General features: G+C 64.6%; 4 protein-coding genes. All 4 read right to left on the bottom strand.

What is annotated here, in order from left to right; translation table 11 throughout:
- Nucleotides 1-10: 10 nt before the first annotated feature.
- Genes UB48_RS05145 through UB48_RS05160 form a run of 4 tightly spaced genes read right to left on the bottom strand, consistent with a single transcriptional unit; the run spans nt 11 to nt 19970 of the window.
- The gene (locus UB48_RS05145) at nt 11-3424 is read right to left on the bottom strand and encodes a non-ribosomal peptide synthetase (protein WP_052676484.1); all 3414 of its coding nucleotides are present in this window, start codon (nt 3422-3424) and stop codon (nt 11-13) included.
- The gene (locus UB48_RS05150; protein WP_045194605.1) at nt 3424-15795 is read right to left on the bottom strand and encodes a non-ribosomal peptide synthase/polyketide synthase; all 12372 of its coding nucleotides are present in this window, start codon (nt 15793-15795) and stop codon (nt 3424-3426) included. The genes UB48_RS05145 and UB48_RS05150 overlap by 1 nt, the downstream gene beginning before the upstream one ends.
- Nucleotides 15796-15797: 2 nt before the next feature.
- The gene (locus UB48_RS05155) at nt 15798-18902 is read right to left on the bottom strand and encodes an amino acid adenylation domain-containing protein (RefSeq protein WP_045194607.1); all 3105 of its coding nucleotides are present in this window, start codon (nt 18900-18902) and stop codon (nt 15798-15800) included.
- A gap of 9 nt (nt 18903-18911) precedes the next feature.
- The gene (locus tag UB48_RS05160) at nt 18912-19970 is read right to left on the bottom strand and encodes a TauD/TfdA family dioxygenase (RefSeq protein ID WP_045194609.1); all 1059 of its coding nucleotides are present in this window, start codon (nt 19968-19970) and stop codon (nt 18912-18914) included.
- Between the last annotated feature and the right edge of the window lie 33 nt (nt 19971-20003).

A 20003-nucleotide genomic window follows, 5' to 3' on the forward strand; every position in this document is an offset into this window, starting at 1 on the left:
CAGACCCTCATTAGGAAATTAGCTTTTCAAGTTCATCTCCAGTTAAACGTTTGAGGGCCTGCAGAGATTTAGCCAATTCGTCTTCCAGCGGCGAGCTCTGCGCCTGAAGCGTTGCCACCAGCGCACAGAAAGCCTTGAAGTCGCGGGCCTGAAACAATTCACGCAACGGCACTTCGAGGTTCACCTGCTCACGGATGCGGACAATCACCTGGGTGGCCAGCAGCGAGTGCCCGCCAAGGCTGAAGAAGTCATCGTCGAGGCCAACCTGGGGCACCTGCAGTACCTCTTGCCAGACCGCTGCCAGTTGCAACTCGAGCGCGCTCTGCGGGGCGCGATAGCGGCGTGATCCCTGCAATTGGCCCGGCGTCGGCAGGGCCTTGCGATCAAGCTTGCCGTTGGCGGTCAACGGCCACGCCGCGAGGAAGACCATGTGGGTCGGCACCATGTACTCGGGCAGCGCCTGCAACAACAAGCCGCGCAAACGCTCCACGGCCTGAGCTTGATCCTCGGCGCTGGCCAGGGCGATGTCCGCGCGCGAAGCGATCAGGTAGGCCACCAGTTGTTGCCCGGCCACGCCCTGGTGCGCCAGCACCAGGGCCTGGTCGACCTCTGCCAGGGTTTGCAAACGCTCCTGGACCTCGCCCAGCTCAATGCGAAAACCACGGATCTTCACCTGGTGGTCGGCACGCCCGGCATACTCGACCGTGCCGCTGGCGGTGAAGCGCGCCAGGTCTCCAGTGCGATAGAGACGCCCGCCGGGGTTGCCGAACGGATCGGGAACAAAGCGGCTGGCACTCAAACCACCGCGATTCAAATAGCCACGGGCCAGCCCCGCGCGCCCGACATACAACTCACCCACACAGCCGTGAGGTACCGGGTTGAGGTCGCCATCGAGCACGTACCAGGACAAGTCGCCAATCGGTTCGCCAATGGGGCTGCCCTGGGCACTGCCCAGATCAGCCCTGGACAACGGCCGATAGGTCACGTGCACCGTGGTCTCGGTGATGCCATACATGTTGATCAGGCGCGGTGCCTCGTCACCAAAGCGCTCGAACCACGGCGCCAGGCTGCTGACCTCGAGGCTTTCGCCACCAAACACCACATAGCGCAAGGCCAGGTCCAGCGTCCCGGCGGGCGCGGCGCAGGCAACCTGGGCCAGCACCTTGAACGCCGAGGGGGTCTGGTTGAGCACCGTGACCCGCTCGCGCTGCAGCAGCGCCAGGAACGCCTCGGGCGAGCGGGCAGTGTCCTGGTCGACCATGACCAGCCGGCCGCCGTGCAGCACGGCACCAAAGATTTCCCACACCGAGAAATCGAAGGCGAATGAGTGAAACAGGCTCCACACATCGGCACTGTTGAAGGCGAACCACTGCTCGGTGGCCGCGAACAGACGCACGACGTTGGCATGCGCCAGCAAGGTGCCCTTCGGTAGCCCGGTCGAGCCCGAGGTGTAGATCACATAGGCCAGGTTGTCCGGGTCGAGCGTGAGCTGCGGGTTGCTGCAATCACCGTCATCCGCCACGTCCAGCAGCAGGGTTGGTACGCCTTCCGGCACCGGCAGCTGCGCCAGCAATTGCTCCGGCGCCAGCAACATCGACATGCCGCTGTCCTGCATCATGTAGGCCAGGCGGTCCTGCGGGTAGTTGGGGTCGAGCGGAACATAGGCGCCACCGGCCTTGAGGATGGCCAGCAGGCCGACGATCATCGGCAGGTCGCGGGTCGCCGCCAGGCCCACCCGAACATCGGCCCCCACCCCCATGGCAATCAGCCGATGGGCCAGCTGGTTGGCGCTGTTGTTGAGCTGGCCGTAGCTCAAGCACTGGTCACCGCGCGACACCGCCAGCGCATCCGGGTTGCGTTCGACCTGGGCTTCGAACAGTTCATGGATGCAGTGGCGCACAGGGAACTGTTGCGGCGCCGGGTTCCAGCAGCGCAGCGTTGACTGCTGTTGCGCCGGGTCGAGCAACGCCAGCTGGCCCAGACGTGCCTGCGGGTCAGCGGCCACCGCCCGCAGCAGCGCTTGCCAATGCCCGAGCATCCGCTCGATGGTGGCCGCGTCGAACAGGTCCGTAGCGTAGTTGAGGCTGGCGCCAATGCCTTGCGCGGATTCATGGGTGGTCAGGGTGAGGTCGAACTGTGCATCCTGGCTGTCCTGGCCAACCGCCTCGACCTGCAGGGCCAGCGCGGCCTGAGGCGCCGCGCCCGGGGTGTCGCTGCGATGATTGAACATCACCTGGAACAACGGGCTATGGCTCAGGCTGCGCTCCGGGTGCAGGGCTTCGACCAGTTGTTCGAAGGGCAGGTCCTGGTGCGCCTGGGCGCCCAGCGCCCGCTCGCGAACCTGGGCCAGCAGCTCGCTGAAACGCAGGTGCCCGTCAACCTCGGCACGCAGTACCTGGGTATTGACGAAAAAGCCGATCAAGCGCTCGGTTTCCGGGCGGTTGCGGTTGGCCACCGGTACTCCGACGCGAATATCCCGCTCGCCGCTATAGCGCGCCAGCAGCGCCTGGAACGACGCCAGTAACAGCATGAACAGCGTTGCACCCTGTTGTCGCGCCAGCCCTTGCAGTGCCTGGCTCAGGTCGCTGTCCAGCTGTATCTCCACACGTGCACCGCGAAAGCTCCTGCTGGCCGGGCGCGGCCGGTCGGTGGGCAGCGCCAGCACCGGCTGCTGATCGCCCAGTTGCTCAAGCCAGTAGGCCAATTGGCGTTCGCGCTCACCCGCTTGCATCCAGTGGCGCTGCCAGATCGCATAGTCACTGTACTGCAGCGCCACTGCCGGCAGGCTGCAAGGCTGTCCTTGCAAGCGGGCGCTGTACAGGGCCACCAGCTCCTCGACCATGACCTGCATGGAGCGCGCATCCGAGACGATGTGATGCTGGGTCAGCACCAGCACGTGATCGTCGTTGCCCAGGGTCAGCAGCTTGATCCGCAACAAGGGCCCCTGGCGCAAGTCAAACAGCTGCGCGGTTTCGGTACCGATGAACTGCCTGAGCGCCTGCTCGGCCGACTGCCCCGGCGGCACACTCAACGGCTGCACCGCAATGCGCAAATTGGCCTGGGCATCAATGACCTGGCAAGTGCCACCTTGGGCGTTCTGGACAAACCGCGTGCGCAATGTGGCATGCCGCGCGCCCAGCAGGTCGAAGGCCTGCTGCAGGCTGGCGATGTCCAGCGGGCCACGTAAACGCAGCGCGGTGGGGATGTGGTAGGCGGCGCTGTCAGGGTCCAGTTGCCAGAGAAACCACTGGCGCTCCTGGGCAAAAGACAGTGGCAGTTGTTCGAACTCATCGCTCACCCGCGGTATCGGCAGGTTGGCGGGCGAGATGCCCTCTGCCTGCATTTTTTCCAGGTACAGCCGGCGTTTTTCCAGCGGCAGAAGAATGAAACGCTGAGCAATCTTCAAGGCGACCTGCTGATCCATCAGATGGCCTCCATTTCGTCGAGCAACGCATCGAGCCTGCTGAGTTTGTCACTGTTCAGCGAAGACCCGCTCTGTTCCAGCTCGGCGACCAAGGCGCCGAGGACCGGGAATTGAAAAACCGTTTGCGCTGTCAGTTTCATACCAAGCTCAAGTTGAATTCGCGACACCACGCTCACCACCAGCAAGGAGTGACCGCCCATCTCGAAGAAGTTATCGTTCATGCCAATCCGCTCGACCTGCAGCACCTGCTGCCAGATCTGCGCCACCTGGCAGGCCAGCTCAGTGCCTGGCGCAATGAATTCGCTGCTGCCAACCTGGCTGTCGACTGCCGGCAGCGCCTTGCGGTCAAGTTTGCCGTTGGGGGTCAGCGGCAACTGTTCAAGGAACAGCACGTGGGCTGGAATCATGTAGTCGGGCAGGTCGGCTCGCAGCGCGTGCCTGATGGCTTCGCCGGCCTGGGCGTAGGCGCTTGGCGCGAGGTCGCCATCCACCACCAGGTAGGCCACCAGGTGCGCGCCCCGCGCCCCCTGCAGCGCCAGTACCGCAGCCTCGCGCACCTGGGCCAGGGCCTGCAGGCGTGCTTCGACTTCGCCCAGCTCGATGCGGAACCCGCGGATCTTGACCTGATGATCCAGACGGCCGATGTACTCAAGCTCGCCGTCGTCGCGGTAGCGCACCAGGTCACCACTGCGGTACAAGCGGGCGCCGGGCACGCCGAAGGGATCCGGCACGAATTTCTCGGCGCTAAGACCCGGGCGCAGCAGGTAGCCACGGGTAACCCCGTCGCCGGCCAGCAGCAACTCGCCGGCCACCCCAAGGGCGGTCGGCTGCAAGCGGCCATCGACGACGTAGGCGCGGGTGTTGGCCAACGGCCGGCCAATACTCGGTGTGCCGCCAGGGTGACGGCGCGTCCAGGTCGAGTAGGTGGTGTCTTCCGACGGTCCGTACAGGTCGTAGACGTGCTCGATGGTGCCGCTGGCATACAGCTGCTCCACCAGCACCTGCCTGAGCGGCTCGCCGGCCAGGTTGACAATGCGCACGCCCGGCGGAATCTGCCCGGCACGCTGCAGGGCCGCGACTGCCGAGGGCACACTGTTGAGCAGACGTACCCGCTCGCGGGCCGCCAGCGTCGGCAGCTCCAGGGCATTGCGCGCCATGATCACCTGACCGCCATTGGCCAGGGTGACGAACAGCTCCCACACCGACAGGTCGAAGCAGATCGACGTCGACGCCAGCACCCCCTGGATATCCTCCTGGCTGTAAACCTGCTGCGACCACTGAATCAGTGCGCCGACGTTGCGATGGGTAATCGCCACGCCCTTGGGTTTGCCAGTGGAGCCGGAGGTATAGATGACATACGCCAGGTTCTGCGCCGAGACCGCTGTCTGCGGGTTGCCAGGCGACGTCGCCGCCTGCTCGCCATAGCCACGCTCCACCGGCACGACCTGAACGCTGGCGGGCACGCTGAGGTGCTCCAGCACCTGCTGCTGGCTCAGCAGGACACGGGCGCGACTGTCTTCAAGCATGTAGGCCACACGCTCGGCCGGGTAGTCGGGGTCCAGCGGCACATACGCACCACCTGCCTTGAGCACCGCCAGCAAGGCCACCAGCATTTCACTCGAGCGCGGCATCGCCACGCCGACCCGCACCTCGGGGCCCACGCCAAGCTCGATCAAGGCACAGGCCAGAAGATTGGCCCGCTGGTTCAACTGGGCATAACTGATGTGCGCCTGACCGTCGATCAATGCCGTTGCGTCAGCCATCCGCGCGGCCTGCGCTTCGATATGCTGATGGATACAGCGCTCGCGAGCAAAGGCCAGGGTATTGCTGTTGCAGGTTTCGAGCAGCAGCCCGCGCTCGTTGCCGGTTAGCATGTCCAACTCGCCGAGGACCCGTTGCGGCGCCTGGCAGAGTTGCTCGAGCAGGTTGTCCAGGTGGCTGGCGAGACGCTCGATCTGGGCATCGCTGAACAACGCGCAGGCATAGTTGAACTGCAGCACCAGTTCCTCGCCCGTCGAAACCAGCAAGGTCAGCGGGTAGTGCGTTTGCTCGTGGCTGTTGAGCCGGCCGAAACGTAAGTCCTGGGTTGCGCCCTGCTCCAGGGCCTGCGACACCGGGTAGTTCTCGAACACCAGAATGTTGTCGAACAGCGATTCAGCGCTGTGTCCGGCCCAGCGTTGAATGTCGAACAGCGGGGTATGTTCATGCTCGCGCAGGCTCAGGTTTTTCGCCTGCAGCGCCTGCAGGAAGCTGCCGACGCTTTGCTCCGGGCGCGGCGTGGCGGCAACCGGCAGGGTATTGATGAACAACCCCATCTGGCGTTCGGCATCAGGCAGTTCGACCGGACGCCCGGCTACCGTGGCACCGAACACGACCGTTTGCTGGCCGCTATAACTCTGCAGCAAGAGTGCCCAGGCGGCCTGAACCAGGGTGTTGAAGGTCACCTTCTGCTCGCGGGCAAACCCATGCAAGCGTTGGCTGCGTGAGCCTTCCAGCACGTGCCGGTACTCGCGCTGGTGGCGGTTGCCAGCGTCATGTGCCGTGCTTGCGGCCAGCCGGGTTGGGCCGGCCAGGTCCTGCAGTTGCGCTTTCCAGAACGCTTCACTGGCCTGCTCGTCCTGAGCCTGCAGCCACTGGATATAGTCACGGTAACGGCCGTGCAGCGCAGCCGGTTGCTCGCCACGATAGCGTTGCAGCACCTCCCCCATCAGTTGTGAATTGCTCCAACCGTCCATAAGGATATGGTGGCTGGTGTAGATCAGCTGGTAGCGTTGCCCGTCGCAGTGCACCACATGCAGGCGCAGCAGCGGCGCGCAGCCCAGGTCGAAACCGCGCTTGCGCTCACTGGCCGCCAGCGCGCCCAGCGCCTCGTCCAGGTCGGCACGCTGACGCCAGTCAAGAACGGTAAAGGGCACCTCCACCGATGCTTGCACTGCCTGCAAGGGACGTGCGCCAACGCCCTGCCAGATGAAACGGGTTCGCAGGATGTCGTGGGCCTGCACAGTGGCCTGCCAGGCGGCGGCAAAAGCCTCTACATCGAGGCCGAAAACCTCGACGCTCATCTGGTTGACGTAACTGCCCTGCTCGCGACCATCGAGGGCATGGAACAACATGCCCTGCTGCATCGGTGACAGCGGATAGAGGTCTTCGACTGCGCTCAGGTCCAACTGATCGAGCTGTGCCTGAGTCAGTTGCGCCAGGGCAAAGTCCGATGGCGTGGCGCCCTGGCTGCGTGGGTCACAGCAATGGGCGACCAGCGCTGCCAGTTCCTGCTCATAGTCATCGGCCAGGCGCTGCACCGTCGAGGCAGCGAACATTTGCGTGCTGAACGTCCAGCCGATACTCAGCTCGCCATCAAACACCCGGCCATTGAGCATCAACCAGTTGGCCAGTGGAACATCAGCGCCCTGCTCGGCCCCCCGCGCCTCGCCAGTCGGGGTGAACAGTGCCGCGTCGTCGGTGAAACTGCTGTCGAACTGGCCCAGGTAGTTGAACGTGATGCGCGGCACCGCCAGCCCTGTGAGCCGGGCGCGATCGCCTGGTTCAGCAAAATGGCCGAGCACGCCATAGCCCAGCCCCTTGTCGGGGATCGCGCGCAACTGCTCCTTGACGGTTTTCAGGGTCGTACCCAGGTCATCACGGGCACTCAGGCGCACCGGGAACAGGCTGGTGAACCAGCCAACCGACCGGGTCAGGTCAATGTCATCGAAGAGGTCTTCGCGGCCATGCCCTTCCAGCTGGATCAGCGTATCGGCCTGCCCGCTCCAGCGCGCGATGACCCGCGCCAGCGCCGCCAGGAGTACATCGTTGACCTGCGTCCGGTAAGCATTCGGCGCCACTTGCAGCAATTGCCGGGTGAGCCCGGCATCCAGGCGAGTGACCACGCTGTGGGCGTAACGGCTATGCAGGCTGGCATCCGGATCGTCGCAGGGTAGCGCACTGCCCGCCACCGACAATTGCGCCTGCCAGTAGTCGACCTGCCCGCGCACGGCCTCGCTTTGGGCATAGCGCTGCAAGCGTGCCGCCCAGGCCTGCACCGAACTGGTCTTGGCCGGCAGGTTGCCGGGCGTGCCCGCCAGGGCACTGGCGTAGGCTGCCTGCAGGTCCTCAAAGAGGATGCGCCAGGAAACCCCGTCCACCACCAGGTGGTGGATGACCAGCAGCAAGCGTTGCTGCTGGTCAGGCAAGTCGAGCAGCAACGCTCTGAGCAGCGGCCCCTGTGCAAGGTCGAGGCTGCACTGGGCCCGTTCACAGGCTGCGGCCAGTTCGCTTTGGTCGTGCACGCTTGCCTGCCACAGCAGCCCTTCGCGCCGCCAGTGCTGCGCCTGTTGTTGCAGGCTGCGGTAATCGGCCCGCCATTGCCCGTCTGCCGCGCTGAAGTTCAGGCGCAACGCGTCATGATGCTGCACCAGCGCTTGCAGGGCCTGCTCCAGTGCTGGCGCCTGCAGGCGTTCGGCGGGCTTGAGCAGCACCGACTGGTTCCAGTGCTGGCGTGTCTGCATGTCTTGTTCGAAGAACTGCGCCTGGATCGGCAGCAACTGCACCCGCCCGCTGGCTGGCCCCTGATCGATCTCAAGGGCCGCGGCGCCGGTTGCCGCAACCGCCGCCAGGCTTTGCACGGTCTGATGCTGGAACAGCTGTTTGGGGGTGAAATGGATACCCGCCTGACGCGCGCGGCTGACCACCTGGATGGAAATGATCGAGTCACCGCCCAGTTCGAAAAAGTTGTCGGTCAAACCGACGCGCTCGCACTTGAGCACGCTTTGCCAGATCTGGGCAATCTGCCGCTCCAGCTCCGCCACCGGTGCCACGTATTGCTGGCTTGGTTCCAGGTCAGGCGCAGGCAGGGCCTTGCGCTCCAGTTTACCGTTGGGGCTGAGTGGCATCCGCTCGATCAACTGGATGCGAGCGGGCACCATGTAGTCGGGCAGGTTTGCCTTCAAGTGCTGGTCCAGCGCCTGGCGCCAGGTGCCTTGCTCGGCCTGGGCGCTGGCAAAGTCCGCGCTCGGTACCACATAGGCCACCAGGCGTTGGGCGGCGTTGTCGCCCACCGCCAGCACCGCGGCCTCGCGAACCGACGCGTGTTCGACCAGGCGTGCCTCGATTTCGCCCAGCTCGATACGCAGCCCGCGAATTTTTACCTGGTGGTCGATGCGACCGGCATATTCGATCACCCCATCGGCACGGTAGCGCGCCAGGTCACCGGTGCGGTACAGGCGCTGAGCAGCGTCGAACGGGCTGGCGACGAAACGCTCGGCGGTCAGTCCTGGACGCAGATGATATCCCCTGGCCAGGCCTTCGCCGCCAAGGTACAGCTCGCCTATCACCCCCGCCGGCAGCAATTGCAGGCTCGCATCGAGAATCCAGGTTTGCAGGTTGGCGATCGGCTCACCGATCGGCACGCTGTCCCCCGGCTCTTCCCGGCAGGTCCAGTGGGTGACGTCGATGGCCGCTTCAGTCGGCCCATACAGGTTGTAAAGCGCCGCACAGGGCAACAGGGCAAAAACTTGCGCCTGGGCATCCACCGGCAGTGCTTCGCCACTGCAGACTATCCGCTTGAGCGAGGTACAACAGGCCACCGCCTCGTCCTGCATGAACGCCTGCAACATGGACGGCACAAAATGCAGGGTGCTGACGCCCTGGTTGCGGATCAAAGCAACCAGCCTTGCAGGATCACGATGATCGCCGGGCTCGGCGATGACCAGGCGGGCACCGAACATCAGCGGCCAGAAGAACTCCCAGACCGAGACGTCGAAACTGAACGGGGTCTTCTGCAGCACGACATCGTCAGGTGTAAGGCCGTAAGCCTGTTGCATCCAGTTAAGGCGGTTGCTCAGGGCCACATGGCGGTTACCGGCGCCCTTGGGTTTGCCGGTCGAGCCTGAGGTATAGATCACGTAGGCCAGGTTCTGCGCATCAGGCGTGCACGGCACTGGCGCCATGCCCTGGGCGGGCGTCAGTGCCGCGGGCCGGTCCAGCAGCAAGGTCTGCAGACAGCCCGGCAGGCTCAAGCGCTCGAGCAGTGCCGACTGGGTCAGCAACAGCCCGATACCGCTGTCCTCGATCATGTAGCTCAGGCGTTCGGCGGGGTAATCGGGGTCCAGCGGCACATAGGCGCCGCCGGCCTTGAGCACCGCCAGCAAGCCGACGACCATTTCCAGGCTGCGTTCGGCAGCGATGCCAACCAGTACCTCCGGGCCCACGCCTGCGCCAACCAGGCGCTGGGCCCATTGGTTGGCCTGCAGCTCCAGCGCCGCGTAGGACATGGCCTGTCCGGCGAAGACCAGGGCAGTGGCCGCGGGCGTGCGCTGGGCCTGGTCGGCAATCACCTGGTGCACGCAGCGCGAGTCGGCGTAGTGCTGCGCGGTATGGTTCCAGCCGTCGATAACCTGGCGTTGCGCGCGTTCACCCAGCATCGGCAACTGGCCAAGCGGCTGATCGACCTGCTCGACAAAGCCTTGCAGCAGTTGGGTCAGATGGCCGCACAGGTTCGTCACCGCAGTGTCATCGCACAGCGCCCGGTCGTAGCTGAACTGCAAGGTCAGCACCTCGCCGAGCCCCACCGCAAGGGTCAGCGCAAAGTGCGTCTGCTCCTGCATCTGCACCTCGCCGAACTGCAGCCCTTCAGGCGCACCTTGTTGCAGCGCATCGGCAATAGGATAGTTCTCGAACACCAGGATGCTGTCGAACAGCGGCTCGCCCGCCCGTCCAGCCCAGCGCTGAATATCGGCCAGCGGCACCTGCTCATGTTCACGCAGCGCCACGTTCTGCGCCTGGACCTGTTGCAGCCAGTGCCCGACGCTGAGCTCTGCAGCCGGGCTGGCAATGACCGGCAGGGTGTTGATGAACAGGCCAACCTGCTGTTCGATGCCGGCAAGCTCCGCCGGCCGCCCCGCCACCGTGGCACCCAATGCCACGGAAGGCTGGCCGGTATAGCGCTGCAGCAATACCAGCCAGGCTGCCTGTACCAGGGTATTGAGGGTGACTTTCTGTTGCCGGGCAAACTCGCTCAAGCGAGCGCTTTGCGCCGGCGTCAGGCTCGCCTGGTACTGGCCCTGACCGCTAGCGGCCTGCCCGTGCGCGCCAGCCAGGGCTGGTGCCAGCAGGGTCGGCGCGGCGAGGTCAGACAACTGCGCCTCCCAGAACACGCGGCTGCGCGCATCATCCTGCGCCTGCAACCAGCCGATGTAATCGGCATAACGCCCAGGCCGCGCTGGCACGGCGTGCCCTCGGTAACGCTGGAGCACTTCGCCCATCAGCAACGAGCTGCTCCAGCCGTCCATCAGGATGTGATGACTGGTGTGGATCAGGTGATAGTCATGCTCGCCGCTACGCACCAACAGCAAACGCAGCAATGGCCCGCAGCTCAGCTCGAAACCCCGTGCCCGCTCAGTGTCCGCCAGTTCCTGCAGGTCCTGGGCACTGCCCGGCCGCCCGCGCCAGTCAAGGACCTCAAACGGCAGCTCGACCTGTTTGAGCACCACTTGCACAGGTTTGTCGGCATCGTCAGGCCAGATAAAACCACTGCGCAGCACTTCATGGGCCTGCAGGCACGCCTGCCAGGCATCGCGGAAGCGCTGCAGATCCAGCCCGCGAATATCCACGCGCAACTGATTGATATAGTCACCCGCCCCCTGCTCATAGAGGGAGTGGAAAAACATGCCCTGCTGCATCGGCGACAGTGGATAGAGGTCCTCGATATCCGCGCCATTGCACGCCAGCCGGTCCAGTTGCGCCTGGCTCAAGCGCGCCAGCGCGAAGTCGGACGGGGTAACCCCACGGTGGCGTGGATCACAGCAATGGCTGATCAGGCTGCGCAGCTCGTCGGCATACTCATCGGCCAGCGCCTGCATCTGCGCGCGGTCGAACATCTGCTCGCTGAAAGTCCATTCCAGGCTGAGCTCGCCCGCGTAGACCTGGCCGTTCAAGGTCAGCCAGTTGCTCAACAGTGCCTGCGGGCTGCGCTCCTCGCCCTTGTCCTCGGTACTGGGGACAAACAGGCCTTGCCCATCGGCAAAACTGGCATCGAACTGCCCCAGGTAGTTGAAGGTGATCCGCGGTTGCGCCAGGCCACGCAACTGCAGGCGCGTCGGCTCATCGGCCAGATAGCGCAGAAGACCGTAGCCGATGCCCTTGTCAGGCACCTGGCGCAGTTGCTCCTTGATCTGCTTGATCGATTGCCCAAGGTCGTCGCAAGCCGTCAGACGCAGCGCAAACACGCTGGTAAACCAGCCCAGGGTCCGGCTCAGGTCGATATCGTCAAACAGCGCTTCACGGCCGTGGCCTTCCAGGCGGATCAAGGTATGCCGGTCGCCGGTCCAACGGCTGATGACACGGGCCAGGGCCGTCAGCAGCAAGTCGTTGATCTGCGTACGGTAGGCAGCAGGCGCCTGTTGCAGCAACTGGCGCGTCGCGGTGCTGTCGAGCCGGGTCTGGACGCTGCGGGCGTGACTGGCCAACAGGCTCGCCTGCGGGTCACGGCATGGCAAGTCGTTGGCGCAGCTCAACTGCTCACGCCAGTAAGCCAGCTCGGTGTCCATGCGCCGCTCGCGGGCTCGCACCTGCAAACGCTCGCTCCAGGCCTTGAGCGAACTGGTCTTGTCCTGCAAGCGCAGCGCTTGGCCAGCCATCAGCTGCTGGTATGCCTGCTGGATATCCTCGAGCAACAGGCGCCACGACACACCATCGACCGCCAGGTGGTGAACCACCAGCAGCAGCCGCTGCGAGCCATCGGCCAAGGTTGCCAGCAACCCGCGCAGCAGCGGCCCGTGCTGCAAGTCCAGACTGCGCTGAACCTCGTTGCAGCGCGCGGTCAGGGCCTGCTCATCCGCCACGTCAGCCTGCCACAGCAATGCCGCTGGCAGGCGCGTCAACGCACCGTAGGTGGCCTGCCAGCTACCGTCGGCCTGGCGCTGGAAGTTCAAGCGCAGCGCATCGTGATGCACCACCAGCGCTTGCAGCACCTGCTCCAGCAGCTCGGCTTGCAAGGGCGCTCGCGGTTGCAGCAGGACCGATTGGTTCCAGTGCCCAGGGGCCTGCAGTGACTGCTCGAAAAACGCCTGGGCAATCGGCAGCAATGGCACCTCACCGACCACCGGCGCTTGTTCGAAGCGCTGCACGCCACCCAGCCGGGCGACACTGGCCAGGCCCTGGACAGTCTGCTGCTGGAACAGATCGCGCGGGGTGAAATGAATGCCAGCCTGGCGTGCGCGGCTCACCACCTGAATGGAGATGATCGAGTCGCCACCGAGCTCGAAGAAGTTGTCCTGACGACCGATGGCCTGGCGCTTGAGCACCGCCTCCCAGATCGTTGCAATGCGCTGCTCCAGCTCATTGGCCGGTGCCTGATAATCTTCCTGCGCGCGCTCCAGGCCGGGCTGCGGCAAGGCCATGCGGTCGAGCTTGCCATTGGCCGTCACGGGCAGTTGGTCAAGCAGCACCACGTGCGCGGGCACCATGTAGTCCGGCAGCACTGCCTGCAATTGCTCGCGCAGCTGGCTTGGCGGGGTGCCAGCGTCGGCGACCACGTAGGCAACCAGCTGTTTGCCAAGGCTGGCGTCTACGGCCAGCACCACCGCTTCGCGCACCGGTACCAGGGCCAGCAACTGCGACTCGATTTCCCCCAGTTCGACACGCATGCCGCGGATCTTCACCTGGTGATCGATACGGGTAACAAACTGCAATTCGCCGTCAGCCCCCCGCCGCACCAGGTCACCGCTGCGGTACAGGCGTGCGCCCGGGCTGCGGCCGAACGGATCGGGGACAAAGCGCTCGGCCGTCAGCCCAGGGCGGCGGTGATAACCACGCGCCAGCGCCGCGCCGCCGATGTACAGCTCACCGATGGCCGCCGGGGCCAGCACCTCAAGACCGCCACCGAGCACATACAAGGCGGTATCAACCAGCGGCCGGCCAATGCCTACCCGTGTATCGCTGGCGGTTGCGCGTTGGCTGTGGCTGGCATTGATGGTCGCCTCCACGGGCCCGTAACGGTTGTACAAGGCTACGTGGGGCAGGCGTTGCAGCACCTTGTGCTGCAGCTCGCGAGACAACGCCTCGCCCCCACTGAACAGATTGCGCAACGACGTACAGCCTTCAAGCCCAGGGGTTTCAATGAACGCCTGGAGCATCGAGGGAACAAAGTGCAAGGTACTGACCTGATGAGCCTGGATCAGCGCCAGCAGACGCTCCGGGTCTCGCTGGTCGCCCGGTTGCGCCAGCACCACCGGCGCCCCACAGGTCAACGGCAGCAACAGCTCCCAGACCGAGACATCAAAACTGCTTGAGGTTTTCTGCAGCACCGCGTCTGCGGGGCTCATGGCATAGGTATCGCGCATCCATTGCAAGCGCCCGCTCAAGGCCCCATAGCGATTACCCGCCGCTTTCGGCCGGCCGGTGGAACCGGAGGTATAGATCAGGTAGGCGAGGTTCTCGGCCTGCTGCACAATCGGCAAAGGCTGGTCGCTGCACTGCTCCAGGGACGGATCGTCAAGCAACTGCACAGGCAACGGCAGGTCGCTGGGCAGGCGCGAGAGCACCGACGCCTGGCTCAGCAGCAGGGCAATACCGCTGTCCTCGATCATGTAGGCCAGGCGCTCGCGCGGATACTCAGGGTCCAGCGGTACATAGGCGCCACCGGCCTTGAGCACGGCAAGCACGGCCACGACCAACGCCATCGAACGCTCGACGGCGATGCCCACCAGAACGTCCGGCCCAACCCCCGACGCCCGCAGGCGCTGGGCCAGCCGGTTGGCCTGGGCGTCGAGCTGCGCATAACTCAAGGTCGCCTCGGCAAACACCAGCGCGGTTGCCTGGGGCCGGGTTGCGACCTGCTCGGCGATCAGGCTCAGCAGGCAAGCCGGGACGCTGGCTTGCGGGTCATTGCAAGCGTCGAGCAACTGACGAGTCTGGGCATCGTCGAACAGCGACTGTTCCGCCAGGCGCTGGTGCGGCTCGGCAAGGCAGCGCTCAAGCAGGTAACGCCAGTGTTCGCCGAGCCGCTCGATGGTGGCTGGCTCGAACAGGTCACAGGCATAGGCCAGCGACGCCTTGAGTACCCCGCCCTGGTCCTCGGTGTTGAGGGTCAGATCGAAACGCACCGTGTCGTTGCCTCGATCGAGCGCCTCGACGGTCAATCCCGGCAGGCGCCACTGGTCAACCGCCGGTTGCGCCACCTGGTGGTTGAACATCACCTGGAACAGCGGGCTCTGGTTCAGGCTGCGCTGCGGCTGCAAGGCATCGACCAGGTGCTCGAACGGCAGGTCCTGATGGGCCTGGGCCTCGAGCACGCGCTGCTTGGCCTGCTGCACCAGCTCGACGAACGACATCTGCCCATCGACCTGTGCCCGCAGTACCTGGGTATTGACGAAGAAACCGATTAGCGGCTCGACCTCGGCCCGTGTCCTATTGGCGATCGGCGTGCCAATGCGGATATCCGATGCGCCGCTGTAGCGATGCAGCACCGCCTGAAACGATGCCAGCAGCACCATGAACGGCGTCGCGCCCATGCTCGCGGCGAATGCGCGCACCGCTTGCGAAACGCTCTCGGACAAGGCAATCGGCACCCGTGCGCCACGTGCACTGCGCGACGCCGGGCGTGGGTAATCGAGGGGTAGCTCGAGGTTGACCGCCTCCTCTCCAAGGTTGGCTTTCCAGTACGCCAGCTGCCGTTGCGCTTCACCGGCGTCCAGCCACAGGCGCTGCCAACGTGCATGGTCGGCATATTGCACGGCCAGCGGCGCGGGTACGGCCTGCTCGGCGTCCGCGACCAGGCGCGCATAGCCGTGGGTCACTTCTTCGACCAGAATCGGCAGGGACCAGGCATCACAAACGATGTGATGGGTGCAGAACAACAGCACATGTTGCTCGGCATCCAGCCTGAGCAGCGTGGCCCGCAGCAACGGCCCCTGCTCCAGGTCGAAGGCTTGCCGGGCCTGGCGTTCAATCTCTTGGTCCGCCAGTGCCTGGCCGTTCTCGCCGCTAAAGTCGAGCAGTTGCAGTTCAAAGCGCGCAACGGCCTCGACCTGCTGCAACACCTGGCTGTCCTGCAGCACAAAACGGGTGCGCAGGACTTCATGGCGGGTCACCAGCGCCTCGAAACTTTGCCGCAGGCTTTCGATATTCAGCTGTCCGCGCAAGCGCAGCACGGCCAGTTGGTTGTAGGCGGTGGAATCCGGCTCCAGTTGCCAGAGAAACCACATCCGCTGCTGGGCATGCGAGGCGGGTGTCGCCTCGCTGGGGTCTTCGCGCCGGGGAATCGGCAGGCTTTCCAGCGACAGGCCTTGCTCAAGCATGCGCGCCTGCAAGGCGCGCCGTTCAGCAGCGGAAAAACGGGTGAAGCGCTCAGCCAGCGCCAGCATTCGTTGCTCAAGCATGCTCATTGCTCCTGAGCCTCGGCAAACAGCGCTTCGAGCGCCTGGACCTTGTCTTCGCTGACCGCCTCGTCACGGTGCATCTCGATCTGCCGGGCCAGCAGCTCCACGGTTTCGCCCTCGAAGAACACCTTGAGCGGCAAGGTGACATTGAGCCGCGCCTGAACCTGAGAACGAATCCGCGTGGCCAGCAACGAATGCCCGCCCAGGGCAAAGAAGTTGTCGTTGATGCCCACCCGCTCCAGTTGCAAAGCCTCCTGCCAGACCTCGGCCAACAATTGCTCGAGCTCATTGCCCGGCGCGACGTAGGCAACACCGTCCAATGCCCGCGCAGCCAGGGCGGTCCGGTCAAGCTTGCCATTGGGGGTACGGGGCAGGCTTTGCACCGCCTGCAACGTCGAGGGCACCATGTACTCAGGCAACTGCTCTCGCAACAGTCCCAGCAATTGCACGGTCCGCGGCTGCGCATCGGCCATGGCGGCCAACACCACATAAGCCACCAGTTGCTTGCCGGCGGCGGTGTCGCGGGCGATGGCCACCGCCTCGCGCACGCCCTCCTGCGAACCCAGCAGCGCTTCGATCTCACCCAGCTCGATGCGGTGGCCACGAATTTTCAATTGGTGATCCAGCCGACCGAGGTAATCGACCAGGCCGTCGGCGCGCACACAGGCAAGGTCGCCGGTGCGATAACAGCGCTGGCCCGGCTCGCTGGCGAACGGATCCGGAACGAAGCGGCTGGCCGTCAGCCCGGGCCTGTTGAGATATCCCCGGCTAAGCCCGGCACCGGCAACGTACAACTCACCCTCCTGGGCAACCCCCGCCCAGCGCTGTTGATCATCAAGCACATACAGGCGAGTGCCGGCAATGGGCTCGCCGATGGCGACGCGCAGTTCAGAATCACCGCGATCCTCTGGCGCCACCTGGTAGGCGCAGCACCAGACAGTGCTCTCCGAGGGCCCGTATTCGTTGACCAGCGTTACCCCCGGCAGTGCCTGGCGGTGGCGGCGCAGCAGCTCGGGAGGACAGACCTCGCCGGCAACAATGGCGCAACGCAACGCGGGCGCCGCCTGCAGATGCTCAAGCACCTGGGCGTGCAGCGACGGCAGGGCGAGAAAGTGCGAGATGGCCTGGCGCTCTATCAGTTGGGCAATGGCTTGAGGGTCCTTGTGCGCCTGCTCAAGCGGCAGGCACAGGCTGCCGCCCTGCCCCAGGGACCAGAAAATCCCCGCCACGGAGCTGTCGAACGAGAACGACGAGAGCATCAGGAAGCGTTGCACCGGCTGCTGATAGAACTGCACCCGCGCCTGGGTCGAGGCCAGCGCATTGGCGTGGCTGACCATCACCCCCTTGGGTGTGCCGGTGGAGCCTGAGGTGTAGATCACGTACGCCAGGTCATCCGCCTCGCCGCAACTGGCCAGCGGGCTGTCATCGACCTGATCGAGCGCCTCGTCATCCAGGCTGAGCAGGGTTGTCGTCGCCGGCATGGCGATAGCCGGATCAAGCGCCTGCAAGGCAATCAGGCACTCTACCCCAGCGTCCTCGAGCATGAAGGCCAGGCGCTGCGCCGGATACTGCGGGTCCAGCGGCAGGTACGCCGCTCCCGCCTTGAGGATAGCCAGCAACGCCACGACGATCTCCACCGAACGTGCGCCGTAGACGCCAACAATCGCCTCACGGCCGATTCCGCGCTGGTTCAGGACGCGGGCCAGCTGGTTGGCACGGCGCTCAAGCTGGGCATAACTGACCTGCTGCTCGCCGATCTGGATCGCTGTCCGTTCGGGATGCTGCTGCGCGTGGCGCTCGAACAACTGGTGCAACTGGCGGCTGGCGCTCTCGCCCAGCGACTGGCTGCGGTCCAGTGCCTGCTGCAACGGTCGGGCCTGGGCGGCATCCACCAGGGCAACCTTTTGTGCTGCTTGCCGGGGGTCAGCCACGGCTTGAGTGACGAACTCAGCAAACTGAGCCAGCCAGGCGCGGCCCAGTTCGGCGCTGAACGAGCCGGCCGGCGACAGCAGGCGCAACAGCAGATCATCACCGCTGGGAGCTACCTGCAGGTGGAGTTTTTCCAGGCTGGGGCGATCCAGCCGGGCCCCCTCAAGCGGCTGATCAGCCCAGGAAAAACCGAAGTCCAGCCCCGCGCCCTGGCCACCGAGCATGTCCAGTTCGTTGAAGCAGTCCTGCCAGGACTGGCTCAACTGCAGCTGCACGGCAAAGTGCTCGGCGTAGCCGTCCACAGACAGATCAGCCTGGCGACTGAAGGCAACCGGCAAACGCCAGGCCAGGTGCCCCAGGGTAGAGTGCAACTGCTCGTTGCGCCCGCTCATTGCGCAGGCCACCAGCCAATGCTCGCGGCCACTCAGGCGACCGACGAATAGCCCCCAGAGCAACAGCAGTGATGCTGCGTCCGAGTCCAGTCGCCATTGCTGGCGCAGGGTGCGCAGCGCCGGCACAACCGCTGGCAAATGCTGCTCGTGTTGCTGCAATGCCCCCATGAACGGGGTGAGCCGTTCATAAGGCAGACGCGAGTCGACCTGCATGTCGCGGTACAGATTGCGCCAGAACTCGCCCCCCTTGCGGCCGATGTCCTCCTGCGCAAGACCGGTCTGCCAATCGGCGTAGTCGGCGTATTGCAACCCGTCGAAGGGGGCCAGCGACTGCCCCTGGTAGAGCGCGCGCAATTGCTCCTCCAGCAAACCCAGGGCAACCTCATCCAGGCTCGCCAGGGGCGCAGCGACTCGTAAGCGGTGTGCATCCTCGCCACTGCCCAGGCCCAGCACCAGGCTGTGGTTTGCCAATTGCGCCAGGCACGCTGGACCCGCCTGTTCGAAGGTGCCCGGCGCCACCGACAGCAGGCACAGGCGCGGCTGGGCATGAATCACCTGAACCGGACGTTTCATCCCCGGCATGTTTCGGTACTCGGTGCGCAGGATCTCGTGCCGTTCACTCAGGTCAATCGCCGCCTGCTCGAGCCGCTGGCGATCGATGGGGGCATCGAACGTCATGATCAGCTGGGCGCCGAGGACCGTACCACGGGCTTGCTGGGCATCGAGAATGGACGCTTGCTGGGCGGAAACCTGGAAAACTTCGGAAGGGTCGACTGGAGCGTTCATGGGGAATCCTTAACCAATTGCCACATCGACGCTGTTCAGCGCGATAGCCATTGCAGTGAGTATTTTTCGCGGCCCGGTGTATTCGTTGCGCGCGTGAACCGTAAGAATGTTGTCGAGAATCACCACGTCGCCCTGCTGCCAGGGGAACTCGACCATGACCTCTCGATAGATTTGTTGCAGGTGGGTGATGTAGTGCTCGGGGATTGCCGAGCCGTCACCGAAGAAGGTGTTCTGCGGCAGGTCCATCGGCGCGAACTCGGCCAGCAGGCTGGTGCGGATACTGTCTGGCAGCGTCAGCGCATTGAAAAAGGTCGCGTGATTGAACCAGACCGTCTCGCCCGTACGCGGATGACGGACCATGGCCGGACCGCGCTGGCGCGTGCGCAGCCGGTTACCGGGCTTCCACTGCGGCTCGACGCCGATCTTGCGGCAGTAGGCTTCAACCGCCTCGCGGTCTTCGGTCTGGAACACGGTCTGCCACGGCAAGCCCATGCCATCCCCATAGTTGCGCACATACAGCACGCCTTTGCGGGCAAACGCTTCACGCACCTGAGGATCGATCCGATCGAGAATCAGCCGTGTATCACCCAAGGGCGTCTCGCCCCCGGTCTGTGACGCCAGGTCACAGTAGAAATACAGGTGCAAGGGAAAGACCGGCGAATAGGAGTGCTCGTTGTGCGGGAAGATCTTCTCCACCGCCGGGTAGTCTGTGGAGCTGTAGACATTCAACTTGCGGGTAATCTGGGTACGTGGCGAAGCCCGGAACAGGTACTCGAGCGCGCCGCCGGAGATCACATCGACACAGCGGTTGAAGGTTTCAATGTCCTGTACATCGAAACCACGAAAAAGAATCGCCGCGTGCTTGTCCAGCTGTTGCTCGATCAGTTCGCGGTTTTCGCTGGCCCATTGCACCAGGCCCACGCCGGGTACGGTCGGGCGACACAGCAAGGGCATAGAGCCGCCTTCCAGCAGCGGCGAAAACGCCACCAACTGCTGGGCGCTGGCACCAAGGCTCTTTCTTCTGCCTTTGGCCAGTGCCGGTATGACGTGAGACTGGAAATCCGACATTTAACACCTTCCATTCGCTGATTCGACATTGGC

Source organism: Pseudomonas sp. 2(2015) (assembly GCF_000955865.1).
Taxonomy (GTDB): Bacteria; Pseudomonadota; Gammaproteobacteria; order Pseudomonadales; family Pseudomonadaceae; genus Aquipseudomonas.

What these genes read in the sequence shown, in the direction of transcription:
- UB48_RS05155 (WP_045194607.1), bottom strand. Translation starts at nt 18,902, where the DNA reads ATGAACGCTCCAGTCGACCCTTCCGAAGTTTTCCAGGTTTCCGCCCAG.
- UB48_RS05150 (WP_045194605.1), bottom strand. Translation starts at nt 15,795, where the DNA reads ATGCTTGAGCAACGAATGCTGGCGCTGGCTGAGCGCTTCACCCGTTTT.
- UB48_RS05145 (WP_052676484.1), bottom strand. Translation starts at nt 3,424, where the DNA reads ATGGATCAGCAGGTCGCCTTGAAGATTGCTCAGCGTTTCATTCTTCTG.
- UB48_RS05160 (WP_045194609.1), bottom strand. Translation starts at nt 19,970, where the DNA reads ATGTCGGATTTCCAGTCTCACGTCATACCGGCACTGGCCAAAGGCAGA.